20 protein-coding genes are annotated in these 20278 nt (G+C 43.3%); 10 read left to right on the top strand and 10 right to left on the bottom strand.

Features of this window, described 5'->3' with window-relative positions:
- Positions 1-134: 134 nt before the first annotated feature.
- Positions 135-809, bottom strand: coding sequence for a response regulator transcription factor (locus ABWT76_RS26715; RefSeq protein WP_054468981.1), 675 nt, complete (start codon positions 807-809; stop codon positions 135-137).
- 166 nt (positions 810-975) lie between these two features.
- On the opposite strand from ABWT76_RS26715, the gene ABWT76_RS26710 reads away from it, so the two are divergent.
- Positions 976-1617 (top strand): hypothetical protein, encoded by a 642-nt coding sequence (locus ABWT76_RS26710; RefSeq protein WP_190878731.1) that lies wholly within the window; start codon positions 976-978, stop codon positions 1615-1617.
- On the opposite strand, the gene ABWT76_RS26705 is transcribed toward ABWT76_RS26710, so the two are convergent.
- The 3 genes from ABWT76_RS26705 to ltrA all read right to left on the bottom strand — a co-directional run bounded on the left by ABWT76_RS26705 (position 1618) and on the right by ltrA (position 6142).
- Complete coding sequence (locus ABWT76_RS26705; protein WP_190878733.1) at positions 1618-3903, bottom strand: serine/threonine-protein kinase; 2286 nt, start codon at positions 3901-3903, stop codon at positions 1618-1620.
- 293 nt (positions 3904-4196) lie between these two features.
- Positions 4197-4373: a hypothetical protein gene (locus ABWT76_RS26700; protein ID WP_190878737.1), complete on the bottom strand. Its 177-nt coding sequence runs from the start codon at positions 4371-4373 to the stop codon at positions 4197-4199.
- Between the two features lie 101 nt (positions 4374-4474).
- Positions 4475-6142, bottom strand: coding sequence for a group II intron reverse transcriptase/maturase (gene ltrA, locus ABWT76_RS26695; protein WP_354635225.1), 1668 nt, complete (start codon positions 6140-6142; stop codon positions 4475-4477).
- Between the two features lie 1810 nt (positions 6143-7952).
- On the opposite strand from ltrA, the gene ABWT76_RS26690 reads away from it, so the two are divergent.
- Entirely contained in the window at positions 7953-8663 is a 711-nt protein-coding gene (locus ABWT76_RS26690; protein ID WP_354635224.1) for an actin-binding WH2 domain-containing protein, read from the top strand.
- A gap of 20 nt (positions 8664-8683) precedes the next feature.
- Positions 8684-8878, top strand: a complete 195-nt coding sequence (locus ABWT76_RS26685; RefSeq protein WP_354635223.1) for a hypothetical protein — start codon at positions 8684-8686, stop codon at positions 8876-8878.
- A gap of 55 nt (positions 8879-8933) precedes the next feature.
- On the opposite strand, the gene ABWT76_RS26680 is transcribed toward ABWT76_RS26685, so the two are convergent.
- A complete protein-coding gene (locus ABWT76_RS26680) occupies positions 8934-10523 on the bottom strand; it encodes a glycoside hydrolase family 57 protein (RefSeq protein ID WP_054470126.1) in 1590 nt (529 codons plus the stop codon).
- Between the two features lie 337 nt (positions 10524-10860).
- Here ABWT76_RS26680 and ABWT76_RS26675 point away from each other — a divergent pair, with 337 nt between their 5' ends.
- A complete protein-coding gene (locus tag ABWT76_RS26675) occupies positions 10861-11541 on the top strand; it encodes a hypothetical protein (protein WP_054470128.1) in 681 nt (226 codons plus the stop codon).
- 611 nt (positions 11542-12152) lie between these two features.
- A complete protein-coding gene (locus tag ABWT76_RS26670; RefSeq protein ID WP_054470129.1) occupies positions 12153-12359 on the top strand; it encodes a hypothetical protein in 207 nt (68 codons plus the stop codon).
- A gap of 81 nt (positions 12360-12440) precedes the next feature.
- On the opposite strand, the gene ABWT76_RS26665 is transcribed toward ABWT76_RS26670, so the two are convergent.
- Positions 12441-12566 carry a hypothetical protein gene (locus ABWT76_RS26665; RefSeq protein WP_354635222.1) on the bottom strand — a complete coding sequence of 42 codons (126 nt, stop codon included), beginning with the start codon at positions 12564-12566 and terminating at the stop codon, positions 12441-12443.
- A gap of 142 nt (positions 12567-12708) precedes the next feature.
- Between ABWT76_RS26665 and ABWT76_RS26660 the strand changes: the two genes are divergently transcribed.
- Together ABWT76_RS26660 and ABWT76_RS26655 are read left to right on the top strand one after the other, a co-directional pair.
- Complete coding sequence (locus ABWT76_RS26660) at positions 12709-13800, top strand: hypothetical protein (protein ID WP_054470131.1); 1092 nt, start codon at positions 12709-12711, stop codon at positions 13798-13800.
- A 243-nt stretch (positions 13801-14043) separates the two neighbouring features.
- A complete protein-coding gene (locus tag ABWT76_RS26655; protein ID WP_054470133.1) occupies positions 14044-15084 on the top strand; it encodes a hypothetical protein in 1041 nt (346 codons plus the stop codon).
- A gap of 90 nt (positions 15085-15174) precedes the next feature.
- Here the strand turns inward: ABWT76_RS26655 and ABWT76_RS26650 are convergent, their stop codons facing one another.
- Positions 15175-15876: a transaldolase family protein gene (locus ABWT76_RS26650; RefSeq protein ID WP_082349188.1), complete on the bottom strand. Its 702-nt coding sequence runs from the start codon at positions 15874-15876 to the stop codon at positions 15175-15177.
- Between the two features lie 82 nt (positions 15877-15958).
- Between ABWT76_RS26650 and ABWT76_RS26645 the strand changes: the two genes are divergently transcribed.
- Positions 15959-16573: a 4Fe-4S single cluster domain-containing protein gene (locus ABWT76_RS26645; RefSeq protein WP_190880826.1), complete on the top strand. Its 615-nt coding sequence runs from the start codon at positions 15959-15961 to the stop codon at positions 16571-16573.
- Positions 16574-16883: 310 nt separating this feature from the next.
- Here the strand turns inward: ABWT76_RS26645 and ABWT76_RS26640 are convergent, their stop codons facing one another.
- The 3 genes from ABWT76_RS26640 to sipA all read right to left on the bottom strand — a co-directional run bounded on the left by ABWT76_RS26640 (position 16884) and on the right by sipA (position 18237).
- A complete protein-coding gene (locus ABWT76_RS26640; protein WP_054470136.1) occupies positions 16884-17096 on the bottom strand; it encodes a DUF2555 domain-containing protein in 213 nt (70 codons plus the stop codon).
- 110 nt (positions 17097-17206) lie between these two features.
- Complete coding sequence (locus ABWT76_RS26635; protein ID WP_054470138.1) at positions 17207-17857, bottom strand: alpha/beta hydrolase; 651 nt, start codon at positions 17855-17857, stop codon at positions 17207-17209.
- 161 nt (positions 17858-18018) lie between these two features.
- Positions 18019-18237 (bottom strand): regulatory protein SipA, encoded by a 219-nt coding sequence (sipA, locus tag ABWT76_RS26630; protein ID WP_054470140.1) that lies wholly within the window; start codon positions 18235-18237, stop codon positions 18019-18021.
- Positions 18238-19385: 1148 nt separating this feature from the next.
- Between sipA and gvpA the strand changes: the two genes are divergently transcribed.
- Together gvpA and gvpC are read left to right on the top strand one after the other, a co-directional pair.
- Complete coding sequence (gene gvpA, locus ABWT76_RS26625; protein ID WP_054470142.1) at positions 19386-19601, top strand: gas vesicle structural protein GvpA; 216 nt, start codon at positions 19386-19388, stop codon at positions 19599-19601.
- A 229-nt stretch (positions 19602-19830) separates the two neighbouring features.
- Complete coding sequence (gene gvpC, locus ABWT76_RS26620) at positions 19831-20217, top strand: gas vesicle protein GvpC (RefSeq protein ID WP_054470494.1); 387 nt, start codon at positions 19831-19833, stop codon at positions 20215-20217.
- Positions 20218-20278 lie beyond the last annotated feature (61 nt).

Below are 20278 nucleotides of genomic sequence, written 5' to 3'. Positions count from 1 at the left end.
AACTGAGTAAAATTTATTTGCTTAACTAGACTTTAGGGCAAAAAAATCAGCACGGATCTGTCATAAACCGCCGAAAATACCCCGAAAATACGCCGAAAATATTCCGAAAATATCTCGAAAATATCCCGATTTACCTAATCTCGCAACACATAGCCGATTCCCCGCACGGTTTGAATCAGACGCTTTTCATTTTTGGCCTCTAGTTTCAATCGCAAATAGCGAATATAGACCTCAATAATATTAGAATCGCCCATAAAATCATAACCCCAGACATTTGCGAGAATTTGCTCCCGGCTGAGGACTTCGCGGGGATGAGAAATGAGGTATTCTAACAGGTCAAACTCTTTGGCCGTCAGTTCGATTAATCTGCCGCCGCGAAACACTTCACGAGTTCGTTGGTTGAGATTCAGATCCGCAAAGGTTAATCTGTCTGGGTCATCTTCTTGAGTGCGTCGGAGGTAAGTCCGAATTCGGTCTAGGAGTTCTTCTGTGCTGACGGGTTTGAGTATATAGTCATCAGCCCCCGCATCTAAACCCGCTACGCGAGCGGGTACATCATCTTTAGGGGTTAATAAAATTACCGGCACCATATTGCCGTTGGTTCGCAAAATGCGACACAGTTCTAATCCTGAGAGTCCCGACAACATGGAATCCAGAATCACCAGATCCGGGTTCAATTCTTGGGCGGCTTTCAGTCCTGATATGCCATTTGGGGCTACAGTGACTTGGTAGTTTTCATATTTTAGTTCTAGTTCAATGAACTGAGCCAGCTTTACTTCATTTTCTACCAGCAGGATATGTCCATTCATAATACAGATGATAATTCAGGGTGAGCGATCGGTTGTTCTGTCAAGATAGCACTGTCAGCGGGGTGGCTGAGAGGCGAACCCGATCGAGAGCGATCGCTCAATATCAAGATCGGCGGCAGAATCGATAAAATGGATGCGATCGATCTGAATGTGCTGGTGAATTGTGATGAATTTAAAATTTTTCCACCGACAAGACCATGTTGACTTTGATCAAATTTTTCACCGGATTGAATTTATCCCCTGGGGGTTATGCGGGTTGTTGTTGTTCAGGTGTTTTCTCTTGGTTCTCTATGGGAGTGAGGCTTCGGCGACGTTGACCCCGGGCATTAACCCGAATGACTTATCGGCGATTCCGGTACAGAGTAGCCAAGGGTTTGAAGCCCTGACCCAAAAGATAGAACAAAAGATAGAACAAAAGATACAACAAGAGATACAACAAGAGATACAACAAGAGATACAACAAGAGATACAACAAGAGATAAAAATTGTGGAAATTTCCTTATTACCCAACCAGGAACGGGATAATATTACGGTGAATCCAGAACAGACTTATCAAGCGTTTACGATTTGTCAAGCTTTGTCTGACGGTAAGGGCTGCCAAGAACAGATATTTATTGAAGATATGACTACGGGCAAATTTTATCAGATTCAAGGAATTCCTCTGTCTTGGCGTCCTTTTACGAATCTAGCTTGGACTGATGAGAAATATTTGGCATTCGATCGCTGGTCAAATCGTTATTATGGTTTACATTATGTGGTGGATATGAATCAGAAAAAATTAGTGGATATTTCAGCGGTTGGGGAATGATTAACGAGGAGATTTTTCTAAGTCCCAAATTTTTACGGTGCGATCGCTGCTGCCACTGGCAAGGATATGACCATCGGGGCTAAAAACTACCGATTCCACCCATCGGGAATGCGCCGATAAAGTATCAATCACTTCTCCAGTATCAAGATTCCACAATTTAATGCGACCGAGTAAGCTGCCACCGGCTAAAATTTGCCCATTGGGACTAATGGCAACGGATAGCATACTGCCAGAATGACTAGCTAAAGTGGCGATCGCTTCTCCGGTTTCTACTTGCCAAAGTTTAATAGTTTTATCCGCACTGCCACTGGCTAACCGCTGACTATCGGGACTAAATACAACCGAATGCACGATACCAATATGTCCCAATAAGCGGCGATCGGGCTGAAGATTAAAGCCAACTTTTCCTTGAATTTGGTTTAAATTCCATAGATGAACGGAACCATCTTCTGCCCCACTGGCGAGGACTTGACCATTGGGACTAAACGCCACGGAAAATACCCGGCCCAAATGCCCCGAAAATGTGCCAATTTCTTCGCCTAATGCCAAGTTCCAAAGTTGAATTGTGCCATCATACCCCCCACTAGCTAAGAATTGGCTATCCGGGCTAATCGCCACCACAGAAACCCCAACTTGTTGGGCGTTTAAAGTCGCTAATAACAAGCCACTGGATAAATCCCAAATTTTAATATTGCCTCCGTAACTATTAGTGCTACTGACTAATATTTTACCATCAGGACTAATGGCAATGGAAGAAACAATTTCCCCCGCATCAGAATGTCCGGTTAGCGTTTGCATCAGTTCGCCGGTTTTCAGGTTCCAAATTTTTATCGTGCCGTCAAAACTGCCGCTGGCAATTTCTGTGCCATCGGGGGTAATTGCCACCGATTGAACATCTTGATCGTGTCCAGATAAGGTTTTATATAAAGAAATATTTTTGTCTGATAAATTGGGGGTAATTGCTGAAGCAATACTTTTGGCAATCGCTGGTTTTTTATTAGATTCAGAACCCGGTTTTTGGGGCGATATTGCCGCCGTGACATTAAGCATTGCCCTAGCCAAAGGCGCAGTTTTAACCGGAGAAACTTCCCGGTTATCTGTGAGACTTTTTTCCGGCATCTGAGGAGGTTGAATTGTCTCAAATTTATTATCATTTTTATGCGGCAACGGTGATGTTGACAATGGCGATTCTGTCGAATTATTTTCAGTTAAATTAGCCCGGATATATTTATATATATTGACTTCTAAGTAGCCCACTATACCAATTAATAAAACTGTGGCAACAGCCAATTTTTTAGATTTTAGGTTCGGTTTTTTCCAGGGTTTTGCTTTTGGCAAACCTTGATATAATAAAGGATAATAAAATAAAAAGTTGTTTTTGACTGTTATATTTTTTTCAATTTCTGTTAATTGCTGGAGAATAACATGGGTGTTTTGAGGCCGATTTCCGGGCAAGCGAGAAATCAGATAGTCAATAAAATCTGCCAAGAATGGAGAAATTTTCGGAGCCGAATTTCGCCATTGCAAAGTATCAGTGCAGGGGTCATAAAATTCCAGGGGATGTTTACCCGTGAGTAAATGCACAAAAGTCCGTCCCAAAGCAAAAAAATCTGATTGGGGGACGGGATGACCATTTTCTTGTTCTGGGGGCGCATAGCCTTTGGAAGCAATCACCGTTCCGCGATGTCCCACGCCCATTTTTGCTAAATAAGTGCCGGTGACTTCGCGCACTGAACCAAAGTCAATTAATGCTAATTGACCATTGGGTTGCAGCATGATATTGGTGGGTTTGATATCTCGATGGAAAAATTGCCAGCGGTGAACTTCTTGCAAAATATCGGTCATTTGTTTGAGCCAGTCAATGGCTTCTTCTTGAGTGATTGGGTAGTTGCCCCGATCGCCTAACCATTCTTCTAAGTTTTGACCGTAAATCTTTTGCATAACCAAGCAATGTATGGACATTTTGCTGGCTCGCATCTTAACGGTAAAATAGCCTTGGGGTTCAACCCTGGGAATTCCTGGGTGTCTGAGTTTTTGTAAAACATTGGCTTCTTGTTTAAACAGGGCGATCGCCTTGGGTTCTTTTAGTTGCAGCACTTTTAAAACTTTGGCAAAACCGCGATCGTCCACTTCATAAGTTTTGGCAAAACCGCCCTCTCCCAGCAACTTCGTCACCCGATAGCGTCCGGCAATCAGTAATTCCGTACCGCATTGACGACAAATTCGGTTATTCGCATTTAAAGGATCGCTCGGTTTGGGACAATTGGGATTAATGCAGTAACTCATGGAAGCCGATGGTAAAGCGATATTTTTCTTAGATCATAGCTGGATATCGCCGATCTGTAGTTTAATCATAGACCTCTCGTCCCCGAATTGACCGTCGGAAAGATTTTGAACCACCAGAAATAAATTGCCAGCGGGCAGTGTGGTAAGGCTACCGGCAACCGGGCAGGAGTATCAGATATTGTAGGAGTATCAGATATTGTGCGATCGCCGACGGTTCCATTCCCCGAATTAAATATCGTTCTGGAAAAGTGTTGCTCATATCTCCCTTGCCAAAACACCGACGAGATGCACATTTAATTGCTGCCATCATCACGACATTGCTGGATAGCAACGGGTAAACTCCCAAAGCCAATACTTCCCTGCGGTGAACCTAGCTGATCTCGTCGCCCGATGTTTGACAATTGCCTATCAACCTGATACCAGCGCGGCAATTCGCGACTTAAAGCAGCAGCTAGGAGTGCTTTAGTCATCGACCTACCTGTGAACCAACGACGAGTTATCGGGTAAGGTTCGGGAGTCGCCTCTCTCCCCTCCCCCAAGAACCGTGCGTGACTGTTTCCAATCACACGGCTCAAGCCTTACTTCCAGCCATTAACTTGGGTTTTGAGTGTACCTGTTTGTGACACGCTTTGTGCAAGTGGATGAGATTCTCGGTGTCGTCCGAGCCGCCATCTTTCACGGGTACTATGTGATGGGTTTCTATTTCTTCTCCGTTGAATAAGCTGTCTCCACATATCGGGCATTTCCATTCCTGGAATTTGGCTATTTGCTCGTATTTTGAGCCTTTTGCCCAGTGGTTTTTCCCGTTTTTGATGCTTCGACTATGCCAGTATTCCCGGAGGGTAGGGTCGTCTGGACTTGCCTGACCTTTGACTTTGATGTGCCTGACAATTGGGGTTTTGCTGATGTCGTATAAGATTTCGGATTTTTCCTTGCCTTTTCTACCAGTTCCCTGACACATGAACATCCAATCAACTCCTCTATATCGCTTAAAGTAGCGATTTTTCACCCATTTTTTTGGTTTGTTGGGATGCCGTCTTAGAGACCAACGCCAGAGGTATTGCCACACTCGATAATTGATGTAGCTAAAGGTTTCTTTGCTAACCACACCTCTGTAGTAGTTCGCAAAACCTCTGAGAAGTGGGTTTATTCTATTGATGACTTGTTCTTGTGTGTTGGCTTTCATTTCGGATAGAGTCTGTCCTATCTTTTTACAGAATGCCAATACTTTTTCTTTCTGGGGTTTAATTAAACATTTGCCATTGTATTGGCGTATGTTGAACCCCAAGAAATTGAATCCATCATCAATGTGAACCATTTTTGTTTTCTCAGCGCTGATTTTTAGTCCTCTTTCTGATAACCATTGCTCGCTCTGGGTAAGTGCATTTTCAAGCGATTCTTTGTCCTTTGATGTAACAACAAAGTCGTCTGCATACCGAATGATGCCTAGCTTTGGGTTAGCTTGTTTAATGACTGTTTCTAACCCATGCAATCCAATATTTGCTAATAGTGGACTTATGACACCACCTTGAGGTGTACCTGTCTCTGTGGGGTTGTATTTACCTTCATCGATAAACCCAGCTTCTAGCCAGTCCTTGATAAGTTTTCCACGTGGAACAAAACCTATCATTTCCATAATGGTTTCATGGGCAATGTTATCAAAGAACCCTTTGATGTCAGCGTCTAGAACCCATTTGTGTCCGCCGCAAGTGGGACTTGTGTTGAGTCTAATCCAACATTGTCCTATGGCGTCTTGGCAGTTTCTACCGGGTCTGAAGCCATAAGAGTTGGCTTCAAACACTGCTTCCCATTCTGGTTCTAATGAATTTTTGACTATTGCTTGTGCGACTCTATCCTTTATGGTTGGGATGCCTAAAGGACGTTTCTTAGCATTTGATTTGGGTATGTACACCCGTTTTGTGGGTGATGCTTTTGGCATTTTCCACTCATTGACAAGTTTTACTCGCTGTGCAGGGGTGTTTATTACCTCCTTGTCTATCCCTGCCGTTTGCTTTCCGGTGTTAACCTGAGTAATTTGTCTGACACTAAGCAGTAGGTTTGAACGGCTTTTTATCATCAATTTCTGCAATCTTCTCAATTGCTTCCACTGACCAAGTTTTCTGGCACGAAAGATTCTTTGTCTTAGATTCCTGACATTCTTTCGGATTTTCTTCCAGTTGACCTGTGACCAGTCCTTAAGTTGTCCGTTATCTCCATTTATCAAGATTGTTCTTGACATCTAACTTATGACTCCGTTTGAGGTTTCTTGTGTCATTGTTTCTTTCGTGTAAGACCCAAGGGAAGTCTGCTATTACTTTCGTTCGGGGGCAAATTTTGAACCCCTATCTACCCCATTACAGGGCAGCGTTCGCTTTTTCCCTCATCTTCTACCCTCCAGAGATTTCCGTCTTTGTTGCCTCAGACCTACTTAAGGTTTCGACCTCCCTTAAGACTCTGTAGGGCTTACCCTGTTGCGTCATTTGAAGTTATTGATGTGGTTAGGTTGACTACCTATTCTACGGAAGGGTTTTGTTTTCACTTCTGAATAACGAAGTACCATTCAGAACTACCTTCTTTGCCGTTTTTGGCTACAGCCTGTCAGGGATAATTTGGCTGTTTCACGTATCACGTAGTTTAATCAGTAGCTATGGACTATGTTCAACCTTCCACCTCTTCCCTCTTGCTCCTCACCGCTTAATCCCTAGCAGTTTTGGCTACTTTTGGGGTCTGCATTCCGGCTGTTTCGTTACCTACTAGGCCGTGACCGGACTCACTGAGTCCTTTCCACGAGGGCTAGGGGTGAAAATCCCTAGGGGACTGGGAGTCCCGTTTCATCTGACCAGTTCAGGTCGCACACTTCGTTCCGTGGTTTCGGGTGTATTGGCTTTCTTGTGCCGCCCTATCCCCCTGGGTACTTCGGGATTTCGACATCAAAGGAATGTAAAATCCTTTGACTTTCCGGGGTGAGAAATTAAGCTCACCCCGCTTTCCCCTTGTCCTTTTGGACGCAGGGTATCAACCAGTTTCGCTACTTACTCTTAGAGAGGGTTCAAGCGGAGCTTTCGCGCTCTCGCTGACCCACGCCTAACCCTAATTGGCTCTTCGGGAGTTCCCTATCTGGTTAAGAGTTACCACCAATAAGCCCGCTTCACAAGATTGATAGTGAGTCTCCCGATGGGGCTGTTGCCTAACTACCCCTGGGGTTGTTCCCAGGAAATCCGGGTAATTGTCCTCCTTGATGGACAACAAGAACCACAGTTGATCGGGCTCTTTGGCGTTAATGGAACCCCTGTAACCCTCACCCCCGCCACACTTCAGCCTGTTGGCCTCCGCTTTTGCGCTCTTCCGAATCGCACAAATATGGAAAATATAGCAATCTTAAATGATTTATGAAGCTGCTCCCCTCTCCCCTTTTGGGAGAGGGGAGAGGGGTGAGGGCTTATTTCCCAATTGATTTAGGATTGCTATAAAAGTGAATTTATCGTGCGTTCAACCTTTATTTATCGCATAAAACGCCAAAAATGGTGATTCTATAATAAAAATATTCAAAATACATCTCGGTGATTACTCTCAAAATTAATATCCCGTTAGGCAGAAATTTAGTTTGGCATATTTGGGCAAAAAGCAGGATTTTAAATTGGGTTTCATCAATGTAAATAAATCTCATGCCAATGAGTTACAACTATTTTATTTAGATTCTATTTAGATTGAAAGATTGTTGCTTTAACCAGTAAATTACTAGGGAATCAAGGATTTCACCAAGTCACCGTCAAATTACTGGGATTAATCTATTAACCGGATATCCTGGAGGACTGTTCGTTAATTTTGGTCAATCAAGGCCATAACCACTTTTAGGTAATTCATCAGTACCAATTCAACACTTCTGCAAATATCAATTAACAAATCACCATAATTTTAGGAAAATTTAACAAAATCTGGCTAATTCTTTCAATATTCAGTATATGCATTCACTATAATGGTTGATGTGGCGGGTTAATCAGCGATCGCGCCACATCAACCATTCGTTTTTTTTACCCACCAGGAGCCCTATGATGCCAAAACAGCAATTTGCAGCCGGAAAATACTTTTCTGTTTTAATTTGGCTATTGCAAGACCGGCAAAACTTTCTCCAAGAAATTTCCCAAAACGTACAACTTTACCAAAAAATTAACGCCTTGCTCATTTGTAGCTCCATATTTTTTGCCATTTATGGCGGAATTATTGGCGCTTCTAGCAGTTGGCAACAAGCTTTAGCCTCAATGGTGAAACTGCCAGCTTTGTACTTAATGACATTAATGATTTGTTTACCCACATTATACTTTTTTAATGTCTTTTTTGGCTCCAGAAAACCGTTTGGGCAATATGTCGCTCTGTTATTATCAGCAATGGCGGTGATTAGCGTCTTATTATTTAGCTTTGCGCCCATCACCTTGTTATTTATGACGACGACTACCAATAACTATCAATTTTTTAAATTGTTGAATGTAATCATATTTAGTCTAACCGGATTTTTGGGGATTAAATTTTTCTATGAAGCAATGCAAGCCTTCTCAGAAAACGAATTGGTAGGGCAAGAAACCCGCGAGAAAATTTTGCAATTGTGGTTGATTCTGTATGGATTAGTGGGCTGTCAACTCGGTTGGACACTCCGACCTTTTTTTGGCAATCCAGGAATGCCTTTTGAGTTATTTAGAGAAATGGGGGGCAATTTTTATCTAGATATTTTGCGGGCTCTGGGTGAAATTTTCGGTTTTCAATAAAGTAGGAGCAGTCCTGAAGAATGTTTCTTGGCTTTGTTGGGCGAACCCCCCGCATTCGCGGGGGCAAGCTTCGGGATCCGCTGCGCGGTATCGCCCCGAATAGCCAGCACCAAATGAATAGCTTTGATAAAAAAACGGGTTCCACCGAAAGCGGGCAGACCCATTTTGAGGACATGAATTTTCTTTCACTCTTGATTGGCTGGAAAAGATTTTAGATTTTAGATGAAATTAACCCTCTAAAATCTAAAATCAATCCCTGCAAAATATCAATTATAGAGGTCGATACACTCGATAGTTAATACTGGGGAAAATATTGTCGATCGCCTCGACTTTTTCCAGCCAACCGGAATCTATTTTTCCGCTATTTACATCATCATAGATTTTATTTAACCGCATCAAATGCGATCGGGTGCGCCGCACCGCATAGGGAACCATCGTCCCAGTCCGCATAATAAATGCCCAGTCCGAAGACTGCGCCAGCAACAACTCCCGTGCCGCTTGGTTCAGAGCTTTTTCTTCCAACTCGTCAGCCGCCTCGCGAAGGCTCAACGAAATCATCCGTTCCGCACCCTTGTGCAAATGGGAATAAATCCAAGCATTCGTATCATTAAGCCAATACTCGTGATATCCCTTGTAACCCCAACTGGACTGGGACGGACGGCAAACCTGGTGAGTTTTGTGAGTCCGCAGATAATCCGCCAAATGAGTCATCTCATAAGTCCCTTGGTCATACCAAGACTTGCGGAATAAATAATCAATAAACCAGGGGCCTTCATACCACCAGTGGCCAAATAACTCAGCATCGTAAGGAGACACCACAATTGGCGGACGCTGCATCAGATTATAAAGATGATCCACCTGTCTTTCCCGGTTGAACATAAAGTTCCCGGCGTGTTCGGCAGCTTTTTCTCTAGCCCAGTAGGGATCGTAGAGTTGTTTATCCCCTAAACCCAAACCGCGCCCGGTAATCTTGTGATATTTAATCCCAATATTCTTGCGCTGTCCATTGGGCATAATGTAGGGCTTAATATACTCATATTCCGCTTCCCAGCCCAAGTCTTTGTAAAACTCTCGATATTCCGCCGCACCAGGATAGCCCACCTCAGAAGACCAAACCTGTTGTGAAGACTCATGGTCTCGACCGAAAGCCGCCACCCCTGTTTCCGTGAAAATTGGCGAATAAGTGCCAAACCGAGGCCGAGGCCGACCGTACAAAATCCCGTGGCCATCAGTCAGGAAATAGCGTAAACCCACATCTGCCAGCATCCGCTCCAAGCCTTCATAATAAGCACATTCTGGTAGCCATATGCCTTTGGGGGGACGACCAAAGTTTTCCTCATAATGCTGGCACGCTACTTGTAATTGAGCCCAGACAGCTTGGGGATACATTTTCATCAATGGCAAATAGCCATGAGTCGCCCCGCAGGTGATAATTTCTAAGTTATTGCTGTCTTGGAATTGTTTAAATGCCGTTACTAAATCTCCGCTATAACGCTCCCATATCTCGCGAGTTGCGTTAAACTCGCTGGCATAATGTTCGGCGAGGTAACGGATGTGGCCATTATGTTGATTGTGTTCAATTTCTAGCTCGATCAGTTCTTCGAGCTTAGATAAATGTTCGTCATAGCGTTCTTGTAGTAAGGGATCCCGGAGCATGGAGACTAACGGCGGAGTCATGCTCATCGTGATTTTAAAATCAATCCCATCGTTCCTGAGTCCTTCAAATACTCGCAGTAAAGGGATATATGTCTCGGTAATGGCTTCATAGAGCCATTCTTCTTCTAGAACATAGTCACTTTCTGGGTGTCGGACAAAAGGTAAATGGGCATGGAGAACCAAGGCAACGTAGCCAATAGCCATAGTGATTTTTCCGTAGAAGATAAAACCAATCTTATCGGTTTGTGAAAATTTTACAGTATTTTAAGATTCTAAACTTAAAAATAATGCTGCATTCATCGTCAGGACTTAGGCGAGAGTCTTAATATCTGGTCGAGACAATTCCTGGCCTGGAGATATCGGCGTTTTTCCCTTGAGTCAATCCGGGTTGGCACCCTAACCTCATCTTTGCCGATGAATAGTTAGGTATTTGTCCAGGGCAATGGCACCTGTTGATCCCCAAATCGTCTCATAATGAATTCAGAAACGCTTACAAAATAACGCCTACATAACACCCACGAAATCAAAGGAGCAAAAATATATGCATCCAAATATGCATCCAAAAAACTTGTTTGTTGTTATTTGTCTGTTTACTGGGATATGGATCGGGGGGACTCCCAGTCAAGCGGAAACCGATCGCCCGATTGAGGCTCAAATACTGGCTCAAAATGTGCCGTCTCAAAGGACGCAACCACGGAATCAAGGCCGAGACTGGTCTCAATTGGTGATCCGCGCCCAAGACCTGCCTTCAGGATTTCAAGGAATGCCCGCGGATGAATTGAACCAGCTTAGACGGGAACTAACTCAAGAAGGCTTGTCCATAGCCAGTGTCTTTGCTTTTATAGAACCGAATAATTTTGAGATGCTGCTGGGAATGACCACCCCCCTACAAAGTCCCCAGGAACAGAATGACTTTGAGGCAATTTTGGCCTCACCCGGATCTCTGCAACGGATGATCACAGAAGGGATGGGGGCTACACAAATTCTCCAACAAACTCCGTTAAGACTGGAGAATATTGGGGAAGCGGTGGCCGGGGTTAATCTGAAATTAAATATGGAAGGAGTTCCGGCCAATTTGGATATCGTGGCTTTTCGTCGCGATGCCATTGGTGCTTTTGTGTTTTTGCTGTATCTTGAGGGACAAACCCCTCAAAGACCAATTGCCAATTTAGCTCGTACCCTGGATAATCGGGCTAAGGGCATTTTAGCCGCACCGAATTAAAGCATATTTGGCATATTTATGAGTGAAATCAACATCCGTTGATTTGGTTGATGTTGAAAGGTGAAGCGATTTTTGATGTTGTCTTGCTCAGTGATTCGCGAATCCATCAGATGCTCAGATTCATTGTCCACGGATTTTCTCAGTGGTGTGAGCGATGCCGCGCAGCGGATCCCTTGCGAGAATCGCTTTTGGAAAACAATGGGAAACAACCTGATTTCTGTTATTCAATTAACTCAATTGTCTAGGGAGGATTCTTTCCCCTTCGTTCCTATAAGCATCTGGTGGTGATTTCAGTGCCTTAGAGAAATCTCTCGGTAGCCGATGCGATCTCTGGAGTCGAATCTGGCCAAAACATCAAAAATCAAGCGGATTCAACCACTGCCAAAGCTGAGGTATCAGGGCTTTGTTGGGAAAATTTCTGATTCATCTTTAACTCAGCTTCAATCCTGGGCTAAAATGTATAAGTGATTATCAGAAAATATGATTTGTCAGAGTCAATGGCTGATACATTCATCCCCGTTGCCCGATCATTCCCCCGTTTTAAACAAGCAAGCCCGATCCCTTTACTGAACATAAACAGTAAACTCTAGTCATTAGGCTGATTCAGTTCTATGCCAAGTCAAATCCCAAACCCGTCAGATTCTAGTATCAATCAAATCGTTACTCGCATTTTTACCACCCATAGAATTACTCGTGCGGATCAACAAATTTTTATGGCGACTCTGTTATCTAAGGATTCTTTATCCCCTGAAGAGCAAAGTCAAATCGATCGAGTATTTGATGGGCTTCGCCAAGGATTATTGAGGGTCGTAGACTAGCTCTAGGTCTTTTTTAATCAGGGGGTGGCAGGTGACATGAGATTGTTTTGGTTTTTGCCGGTTGACGGTAAACGGAAAAATTTAAGCTTTGCCATTTAGCCAAGGGATAAATGCCAGAGAACGTCTGACAAATCTCGTAAGATTTTTCGGATGGATCGTTAAGCCCAATCCGGTGGTTTTAGACCGGGTATCAGTCATCTGAGTCAAAATTATCTTTTTCGCTGTTGTTAAGTAAGACTGGTTTTTTCCCAGACGAGAATTAAAACTTTGGTTAAGAACTCCTTACCATAAAACCGTTTAATATGGGTAGTCTTAACAGTAGAATTAATCCAATAATCCGTACTGCCCTATGCCTTTATCTAAAGCACCAACTGATCTCAAAGAACGCGCCAAACAAGGTGACGAGAAGGCGATCGCCGCCGTACTCAATCACTTTTTCCAACCCCAAGGGATTACCGCTAAAGCCACTTTGAAGCAGGGAAATCTACTTCTCTTGATTGAATCAGAAATGGTTCCAGATCAGGATACCCTCGTTCCCTTCATTCATCAAGGACTTGCCAATTTAGGTATTGCGAATATTAATCCGAAGGTTAAAATAGGCGGACGCCAAATCGGCGGTCGCACTGCTTGGCAACAGCAGATCGATCTAGAGCATCCACCCGGACCCATTGTTGCTGATGGTGAGAATGATGACCATGATGGTGACAATGATTTGCCCTTGGTGGATGACGATGATATGCCCATTGAAGACAATGATTTCCTCGATCAGCGTTCAATGGCAGATGATGATGATGATGACTATGCCCTAGAAGGGGATAGCAGTAAACAAAACCAGAAATCCTCGAAGAAATTCTCTAAAAAGAACCTGTTGATTTTGGCGGTGGTATTGTTGTTATTCCTAGGTGGAGGAGCCGCTGCTTACTTTTTGTGGCCTGGTTTTCAGGCGGAAAAAGAAACCACCGATTCTCAACCGACGAGCGTGCCTTCTACTCCGGCATCTCCGGAAAAGCCAGCGGACGCATCCAAGGCCAGCGAAACGAAGACTACACAACCACCGGAGGCCACCAACGCTCCTAAACCGACTCCAGGCGGCAGCCCGACTCCAGTTGCCAGTGCTACAGCCCCACAGAACACCTCTACTCAGGGGCAATCCCCACAGTCAACGGTAACAAATGGAGCGAATTCTGCCAGTGGTTCGGCAACAATTTCTGTGCAATTTTATCAAGCGGTCAATAAGGCGAATCAAGCTTGGGAAATGACTCAAGTGGCCAGCGGTAGCGAAGAGTGGGAAAAAATTGCTACCCTCTGGAATGAGGCTTTGGTGTTAATGAAAGAAGTGCCAGCAGATCATTCCAACTATAGTATCGCTCAAGACAGAATCCCTAAATATACAAAATATCGAGATTTTGCCAAACATATGGCAGAAATTACTCGCCAGTAAAATTATGAGGTTTTCCGGGGCTTAGTTTATGGTTAGTCAGGACTTACGATCTAGATGTTATTCTTGATTTTTTCGGAGCAAAGCCTCTGAGATTAGTTTTGAACTGCGTAAGTCCTGACCCAAGTTTATTGAATTAAATTTAGGCTGTATTTAGTGAGAGAAAAATTCACAAAAAAATCGGCATTTTCTGTTGGAGAAGGTTAATATGTAGTGATATATAGGCTTCGATGAAATTAGGATTCAATGACACCATCTAATTTGCTAGAACTGGCTAAAAAAGGAAATGCCAGGGCGATCGCGCAACTGATTAACCAATCTTTGCAACCCAATGGAATTACGGCTACGGCTACGGTAAAAAATGGCTGTTTAGAGGTGATTCTAGAAGCGGAGTTACTGCCTAAACAACAAATTATGGCTAACTTTATTTATCAAGGAGCCCTGAGTTTAAAGGCTGATTCGATTACGTCTTTAGTTGTTTCTGGCAAAAAGTTTAGCAATGCCAGTCCCAGTTGGCGTCAAACTTTTGATTTAAGCAATCCAGGGGCGATCGCCTCAACTTCAGAAACTATTGCCCCAAAAAAACCGCGTCTATTTAGCGGTGTTTCTCAGAAAACTTCAAATAATTCTTACAAGTCAAAACCCGTCGCTCGCCAACCTTCCCGCTCAGATTCGCGAAAACCTCGTCTGGAAAAAATCGTTGAATCGGTGAATCAAGAACCTTTATCTCTGGAAGAAGAATGCGAGCAACGACTGCGGGAAATTGGCCGATTTCCCCGTGAAGGTTATTTGAGTCTTTCATATTATTATGCGATTCCTAAACTGGCTAAATCAACTTTAACTTTAGTCCAGTCTCCGTCAGAAATTCTAGAGGCGATCGCGGTGCGATATCGGGGAGAATTAGCCGCCTTATTGCTGACAGATAAATATTTAGCCTGTTTTTTGTTTCCTGATTTTTTCCGAGAAGCTAAGAAGTCTTTTGTGTTTATGTTAGAACAAGTGGATCAAGTGTCGATCGCTCCTAATGGCCTGATTGTCCATCCGAAAAAGTATCCATTGATTAAGCTATTTTTTCAAGATAAAAATTACGGTCAACACTTAAGCAATAGTCAACTCTTTCAGGCAGTGGCTATTGAAAGACGCCGCCGGATTAATCCAGGCAATTATGAAGTGACTTTAAATTTATTTGGGTTTTTTGCCTTTTTTCTAGCCCTAGGTTTTAATGTTTTGGCGATTTATTTAGTGATTCAGCATATTTTAATTTATTTAATTGGTTCAGGAAATTAACTGGCAATTAATTGGTCTGCTTTCAGGGCTGACGATTTAGGCTTTAATCACTGACGGGGCATTTCCCGAAGAAGTTGCCCCGTCATAAAACTAAATATCCATATCCATATCCATATCCAGATCCATATCCGTATTGATATCTGGGGCAAGTTCTAATGTTTTTAAGCCAATGCCATTTTGATTAAATTCGGCGACGGTTTTTTCTGAGAGATCGTGGGTGGCGATCGCCTGTAACATGGCCAAGGGTAGGGTTAAATGATCCGCCCCCGCTTGCAAGGCTAAGGCAGCTTCTTCTGGGGATTTAATACTGGCGGCTAAAATTTCTGTATCTGTACCTTTGAGAATTGCAGCCATATCTCGGACTAGGGCAATGCCATCTCCTAATAACCGAGTTGCCCGGTTAACATAAGCGATCGCGATTTTTGCCCCCGCTTCTGAGGCGATCGCCGCTTGAATGGGATGATAAATTGCCGTGACCGAACAGGTAATTTCCCAAGATAAAGATGCCACCACTTCAAAGCCTACGGGAGTCGCCGGAATTTTCAAAATTGTTTGGTTGCCAATGATTTCATAAGCTGCTTGTCCTTCGGCGATCATCCCCTCATAATCCATCGCCGTCACCTGATAAAATACTGGCCCAGGGGTTAAGCTGGCTAATTGAATTAGGGTTGTTTCTGGGGGTTGTTGGCTTTTTGCTAATAAGGTAGGATTGGTGGTGATGCCCTTGACCCAACCCATCCTGCGGGCGATTTCCGCTTCAGAGGCGATCGCCGAATCCAGATAAATGGCCATTATTTTTTCTCCTGTATTAATTCTAAAATAGAATATCAATTATGGGGTAATAACTTTATAATGAGTTTACAATAACTTGACAATGACTTTATTAAATCTCGCAGAAATTTGTCCAGTCACCCGCACCTTGGGACCCGGACAACGGTTTGCTCTTTGGGTTCAAGGTTGTTGTTTTAACTGTGGCGATTGTATTTCTCCAGAATGGATTCCCCAGATACAGGCGCACTTGGTAGAACCCACGATTTTAGCCCAGACTATTTTATCGGTTCCTGGCACTGAAGGGGTGACGATTTCTGGGGGAGAACCGATGTTACAGGCTGCGGGTTTAAGCGAATTATTAACCGAATTGCGCCAACAGAAAGATTTATCAATTATTTGTTTTACTGGCTTTACTTTAGAGCAGCTATTGGCGAAATCTGACCGAAATATTCAGCGGTTTTTGCTCCAGTTGGATGTCTTGATTGATGGGCAATATATGGCAGAATTGAATGATAATCAAGGGTGGCGCGGTTCGGCGAATCAAGTGGTACATTTTCTCACAGACCGACATTTACCCGAAGTGGATTTATTTCGCGATCGCCCCCGAAATGTGGAAATTCATCTGCGCCATGATGCTGCCTTAATGGTGGGCATTCCTCCCCATAATTTTTCCCAACATTTTCGCCAGGCAATCGATGTGGCTTCCGGCAAAACCTAGGCATATCGCTGAGTGGCGATCGGGTTTAACCCGTGGGCTAAAATCGTGGGCTAAAAAAATCAAAGATGAAGAAGTATTTTCTGACCCGATACCGCGAAATTTCTGGCATAACTTTTCACCAATCAGGATCAATAAGTCGGAAATTGAATGACGATTTAGTAATTTTTTGATAAAAAAATTAGAAAACAGGATCCCTTTTCCTAGGGTTGATTGGCTGGAAAGATCAAACAAATGCCTCCGGCACGCTTCGCGATCCGAAATTCAAATAACAAGCCAATTAATACTTCTTCACCTTTGGGTTTGGCTGAGATTATGCTTCGTCGTAGGCTTCTAGATCCAGAAGGTAAATGTAAGGTTCTACGAGTTCAGGTCGATGGAATGCGATCGCCCTGAGTAGATGCCAGTCATTTAAGCCATCAAAAGCATTGTCATACTCATCTAGATCGAGACGTGCAGCGAGACTTTTTACCTGATCTTCTGTCACTGCTGCAAGATCGTCTGTGGAAATTGTCGAATTTACCATAGTTCGCCCCTCTCGTGAATAGCACCTGCCTACGGATGCATCTTTAATTGTATCGCAACCTGCTAAGTAACAAACCAAAGAGTCAAGATTTAAGAGTCAAGGTTTAAAAGTCAAGATTTATCTACGCTTTGTTCAACGGTGGGTTTGGGGGAGATTACTTGGTGAATAAAATTACGCATCAGGGTAATCTCTTGTGGGCAAATTTCATGGCTCATCTCAAATTCATGGTATTTTACCGATGCCCCTAACATCAGGTACATTTCTCGGGCTTGACGGGCTGCCTGCAATGGCACAACCGGATCGTTGCTGCCGTGCATGATTAACATCGGTGGCAGGCGATCGCCCACAGGTTCCGGGGCGGCGTGCAAATAACCACTCATGGAGACTAAACCCGCGACAGGAATTCTCACTCCCACATCCAGGATCATCGCCCCCCCTTGGGAAAATCCGCTTAAAATCGTCCGAGAAAGTGGCACACCCGTTTGACTTTCTAGGGATTTCAGCCAGTCTATGAGCATTTGCCGACTTTCCGCTAACCCAAAATAATTCTCACTTTCTAAGTCGTACCACATTTGACCACCGGGGACCGTGTGATGGGGGAATGGGGCATCAGGAAAAATAAATTGGTACTCCGGTAAGTTTAATGCCAGTCCGAGGGGGGCTAAATCGTGTAAATTCGCACCCCAACCGTGCAATAAGACGATTGCGCCTTGGGGGTCTTGACCGTTTGCGGGAGGAATGATGTTTGCTTGTAATGACACCAGATTTACTCCATAAAATCAAAATTGCTGCCTAAATTGTAATCCTTTGACATTGGCTTGGGCTTTCTTGGTGATTTTTTTGGCAATCCCATAGACCCCCACCGCCAACCATCCCCATATCACTTGTGTCTCAGAAACCCGGTTGGTTCCGGGTTGATTGTCTAGTCCACTAATTCAATATATTGACTATCAATTAAAAACGCCGCTTTCTCAAACCGAACCGCCCAAGAATTTATCGCTTTTTGTTCAATGACGATGCCTTCTTCCCCTATGCGAATTACATTAGGAGGCCGCAGCATTGGGATGGGTTCCGCTGTTTTAATATAGGGGGGTAGTCCTACTACTTTGACTTTTTTGCCGACAGCAATCTCTTGAGACATTGATTCTTGGCTCCCAGTTTTCTTGGTGTTTGTTTGATGCTTGATTTTTTGTAATAATGATATATTATCAGATAATATATCACCAATTTTTTGGCCAATAACTAATTTTTCTTTGTCATTCTTTGGAATATTCTTTATCTGAAAGTTGTTTCTATAATAACAAGCAACCAGAAATTTTTCTACTTGATACCCTTTACACGATCTATCTAATCCATGAAAATAACTTATTTTTGTACAACAATATTGAAGATAGCGTAATTGATATAATATATCCCCATTGATGTGGAATAGATAAAAATCCCCAATAAAAGTAGAATATAGTGTTTTATAACGCTTTCTTAATATCCCCTGTACGAGGAATATTCAATAAACTGAGCCAAAAATCGTTGAATCGATAGTTTTGTTTTTTTTCTTTTATGACCATATTTATTAAGATTTTTTGACTGGCATTCGGGATAAATCATCGGCTGGCCTCACAAGAAAGATTTATTCGCCTCGATTTATACCATCCTATGATTTTACAACGCTCTGTTACAAACGTTACCTGAAAATGAGTCCGATGCGATCGCGTCAATTATTCTGGAGGAAATTGAGAATCAACGGGGCTCGGATGAGGCTTTCGCCGCTTTTGGGGATATTATTGCGTTCCTTGCCGCCTCAGCAATGACTGAATACCACTCTGGTGAAACCCAAGAACTTGATCCAGAGAATCGGCCTTACGGCTGAGGTGCTTGAATCGACCAGTCTGTCGCCTGCGATCGAGGAGTTGGGACGAGGTAGCAACAGCAATCATCGCTATGTTTTCTTTTAATGTTCATCCTTTTTCTTGGATCTGATCGGGGGTGCCTGCACTACCAGCTTTGCGGGATACCGCCTCTATCAGGTTCAAAGGTGATATTGCCAGCATTGTCCGTTTCCGGGAATAGCCGGAAAACAGGATGTCGCGTAAATGTATCAGAAACACCCACTTCTTACAAGTTCTTAACAATTGTTAACAAAAAAAACGGGCATCAGGTATTGACACATCAAAGAACGGATGATATTGTTTGGAAGCTGAAACAATGAAGGCAGCCAGAAAAAACTAATACATTTCTAGCTCCTCCATGAAATCAGCATCAACAATGAGACAAACAAAAAGGTGTATTACCATGGCTGTCGAAAAAACTAATTCTTCTTCTAGCTTGGCTGAAGTTATTGACCGGATTCTTGACAAAGGGATCGTTATTGATGCTTGGGCTCGCGTCTCTCTGGTCGGAATTGAATTATTGGCTGTTGAAGCCCGAGTCGTGATCGCTTCTGTTGAAACCTACCTGAAATATGCTGAAGCCGTTGGTCTGACTCAATCGGCTGCGGTTCCTGCCTAAGAACTTACATAATCATAGATTCTTCAGTCTTGCGACTGAGGAATTTTTAAATTTTTGAGCGGTATCTGCTTTTCTTTAATTGCCTGACTTTGGGAATGGGAAAAATTCCTCCCACGGGGGAGAAAAGAAAAGCAGTTATTTCTACTGTCTAACCCCCAGTCACGGTAAATGTAATGTTTCGACTGGTGATTGGGGTTAATCCATGATCTAGTGTTATTGAGGAAAACCCATGCCTGCTCTCATGGAAAAATTCCGACAGGAGCGTTTGTCAATTGCTGAACAAGTAGCTGAACTCTGCCAAGAGACCCAAGCTTTTCTGTCGGATGCCAAAACTAAAAGGCAACTGCAAGCTGAGGAGCAAGCGATTTTTTTGCGCGAATTTTACCAAAAATTGCAACAAGAAAACCGCGTGTTCTTAACAGCTACCCAAAAAGAACGCCTATCTCAAGCGAAAAAACAAGCGAATTTCCTGCGCCAATTTCACCAAAAATTGCAACAAGAAAACCGTCTGTTTTTAACAGCTACCCAAAAACAACGTTTAGCTCAAGCGAAACAGCAAAAAGAAGATTTGCGTAAATTTCGCCAAGAGTTGTCTATCTATATTTTTGGAAAATAATTCTCCAGGTTAATTCTAACCCGACTCAAGCCTAGAGTAAAAACCCTCTAGTTGCTTTTCC

Origin of the sequence: Planktothricoides raciborskii GIHE-MW2 (genome assembly GCF_040564635.1) — a bacterium.
Taxonomy (GTDB): domain Bacteria; phylum Cyanobacteriota; class Cyanobacteriia; order Cyanobacteriales; family Laspinemataceae; genus Planktothricoides; species Planktothricoides raciborskii.
This window is presented reverse-complemented; position numbering and strand designations above follow the sequence as displayed.

Coding starts and splice junctions, on each gene's coding strand:
- ABWT76_RS26715 (WP_054468981.1), bottom strand. CDS start 809: ATGAATGGACATATCCTGCTGGTAGAAAATGAAGTAAAGCTGGCTCAG.
- ABWT76_RS26710 (WP_190878731.1), top strand. CDS start 976: ATGAATTTAAAATTTTTCCACCGACAAGACCATGTTGACTTTGATCAA.
- ABWT76_RS26705 (WP_190878733.1), bottom strand. CDS start 3,903: ATGAGTTACTGCATTAATCCCAATTGTCCCAAACCGAGCGATCCTTTA.
- ABWT76_RS26700 (WP_190878737.1), bottom strand. CDS start 4,373: ATGACTAAAGCACTCCTAGCTGCTGCTTTAAGTCGCGAATTGCCGCGC.
- ltrA (WP_354635225.1), bottom strand. CDS start 6,142: ATGTCAAGAACAATCTTGATAAATGGAGATAACGGACAACTTAAGGAC.
- ABWT76_RS26690 (WP_354635224.1), top strand. CDS start 7,953: ATGATGCCAAAACAGCAATTTGCAGCCGGAAAATACTTTTCTGTTTTA.
- ABWT76_RS26685 (WP_354635223.1), top strand. CDS start 8,684: ATGTTTCTTGGCTTTGTTGGGCGAACCCCCCGCATTCGCGGGGGCAAG.
- ABWT76_RS26680 (WP_054470126.1), bottom strand. CDS start 10,523: ATGGCTATTGGCTACGTTGCCTTGGTTCTCCATGCCCATTTACCTTTT.
- ABWT76_RS26675 (WP_054470128.1), top strand. CDS start 10,861: ATGCATCCAAATATGCATCCAAAAAACTTGTTTGTTGTTATTTGTCTG.
- ABWT76_RS26670 (WP_054470129.1), top strand. CDS start 12,153: ATGCCAAGTCAAATCCCAAACCCGTCAGATTCTAGTATCAATCAAATC.
- ABWT76_RS26660 (WP_054470131.1), top strand. CDS start 12,709: ATGCCTTTATCTAAAGCACCAACTGATCTCAAAGAACGCGCCAAACAA.
- ABWT76_RS26655 (WP_054470133.1), top strand. CDS start 14,044: ATGACACCATCTAATTTGCTAGAACTGGCTAAAAAAGGAAATGCCAGG.
- ABWT76_RS26650 (WP_082349188.1), bottom strand. CDS start 15,876: ATGGCCATTTATCTGGATTCGGCGATCGCCTCTGAAGCGGAAATCGCC.
- ABWT76_RS26645 (WP_190880826.1), top strand. CDS start 15,959: ATGACTTTATTAAATCTCGCAGAAATTTGTCCAGTCACCCGCACCTTG.
- ABWT76_RS26640 (WP_054470136.1), bottom strand. CDS start 17,096: ATGGTAAATTCGACAATTTCCACAGACGATCTTGCAGCAGTGACAGAA.
- sipA (WP_054470140.1), bottom strand. CDS start 18,237: ATGTCTCAAGAGATTGCTGTCGGCAAAAAAGTCAAAGTAGTAGGACTA.
- gvpA (WP_054470142.1), top strand. CDS start 19,386: ATGGCTGTCGAAAAAACTAATTCTTCTTCTAGCTTGGCTGAAGTTATT.
- gvpC (WP_054470494.1), top strand. CDS start 19,831: ATGCCTGCTCTCATGGAAAAATTCCGACAGGAGCGTTTGTCAATTGCT.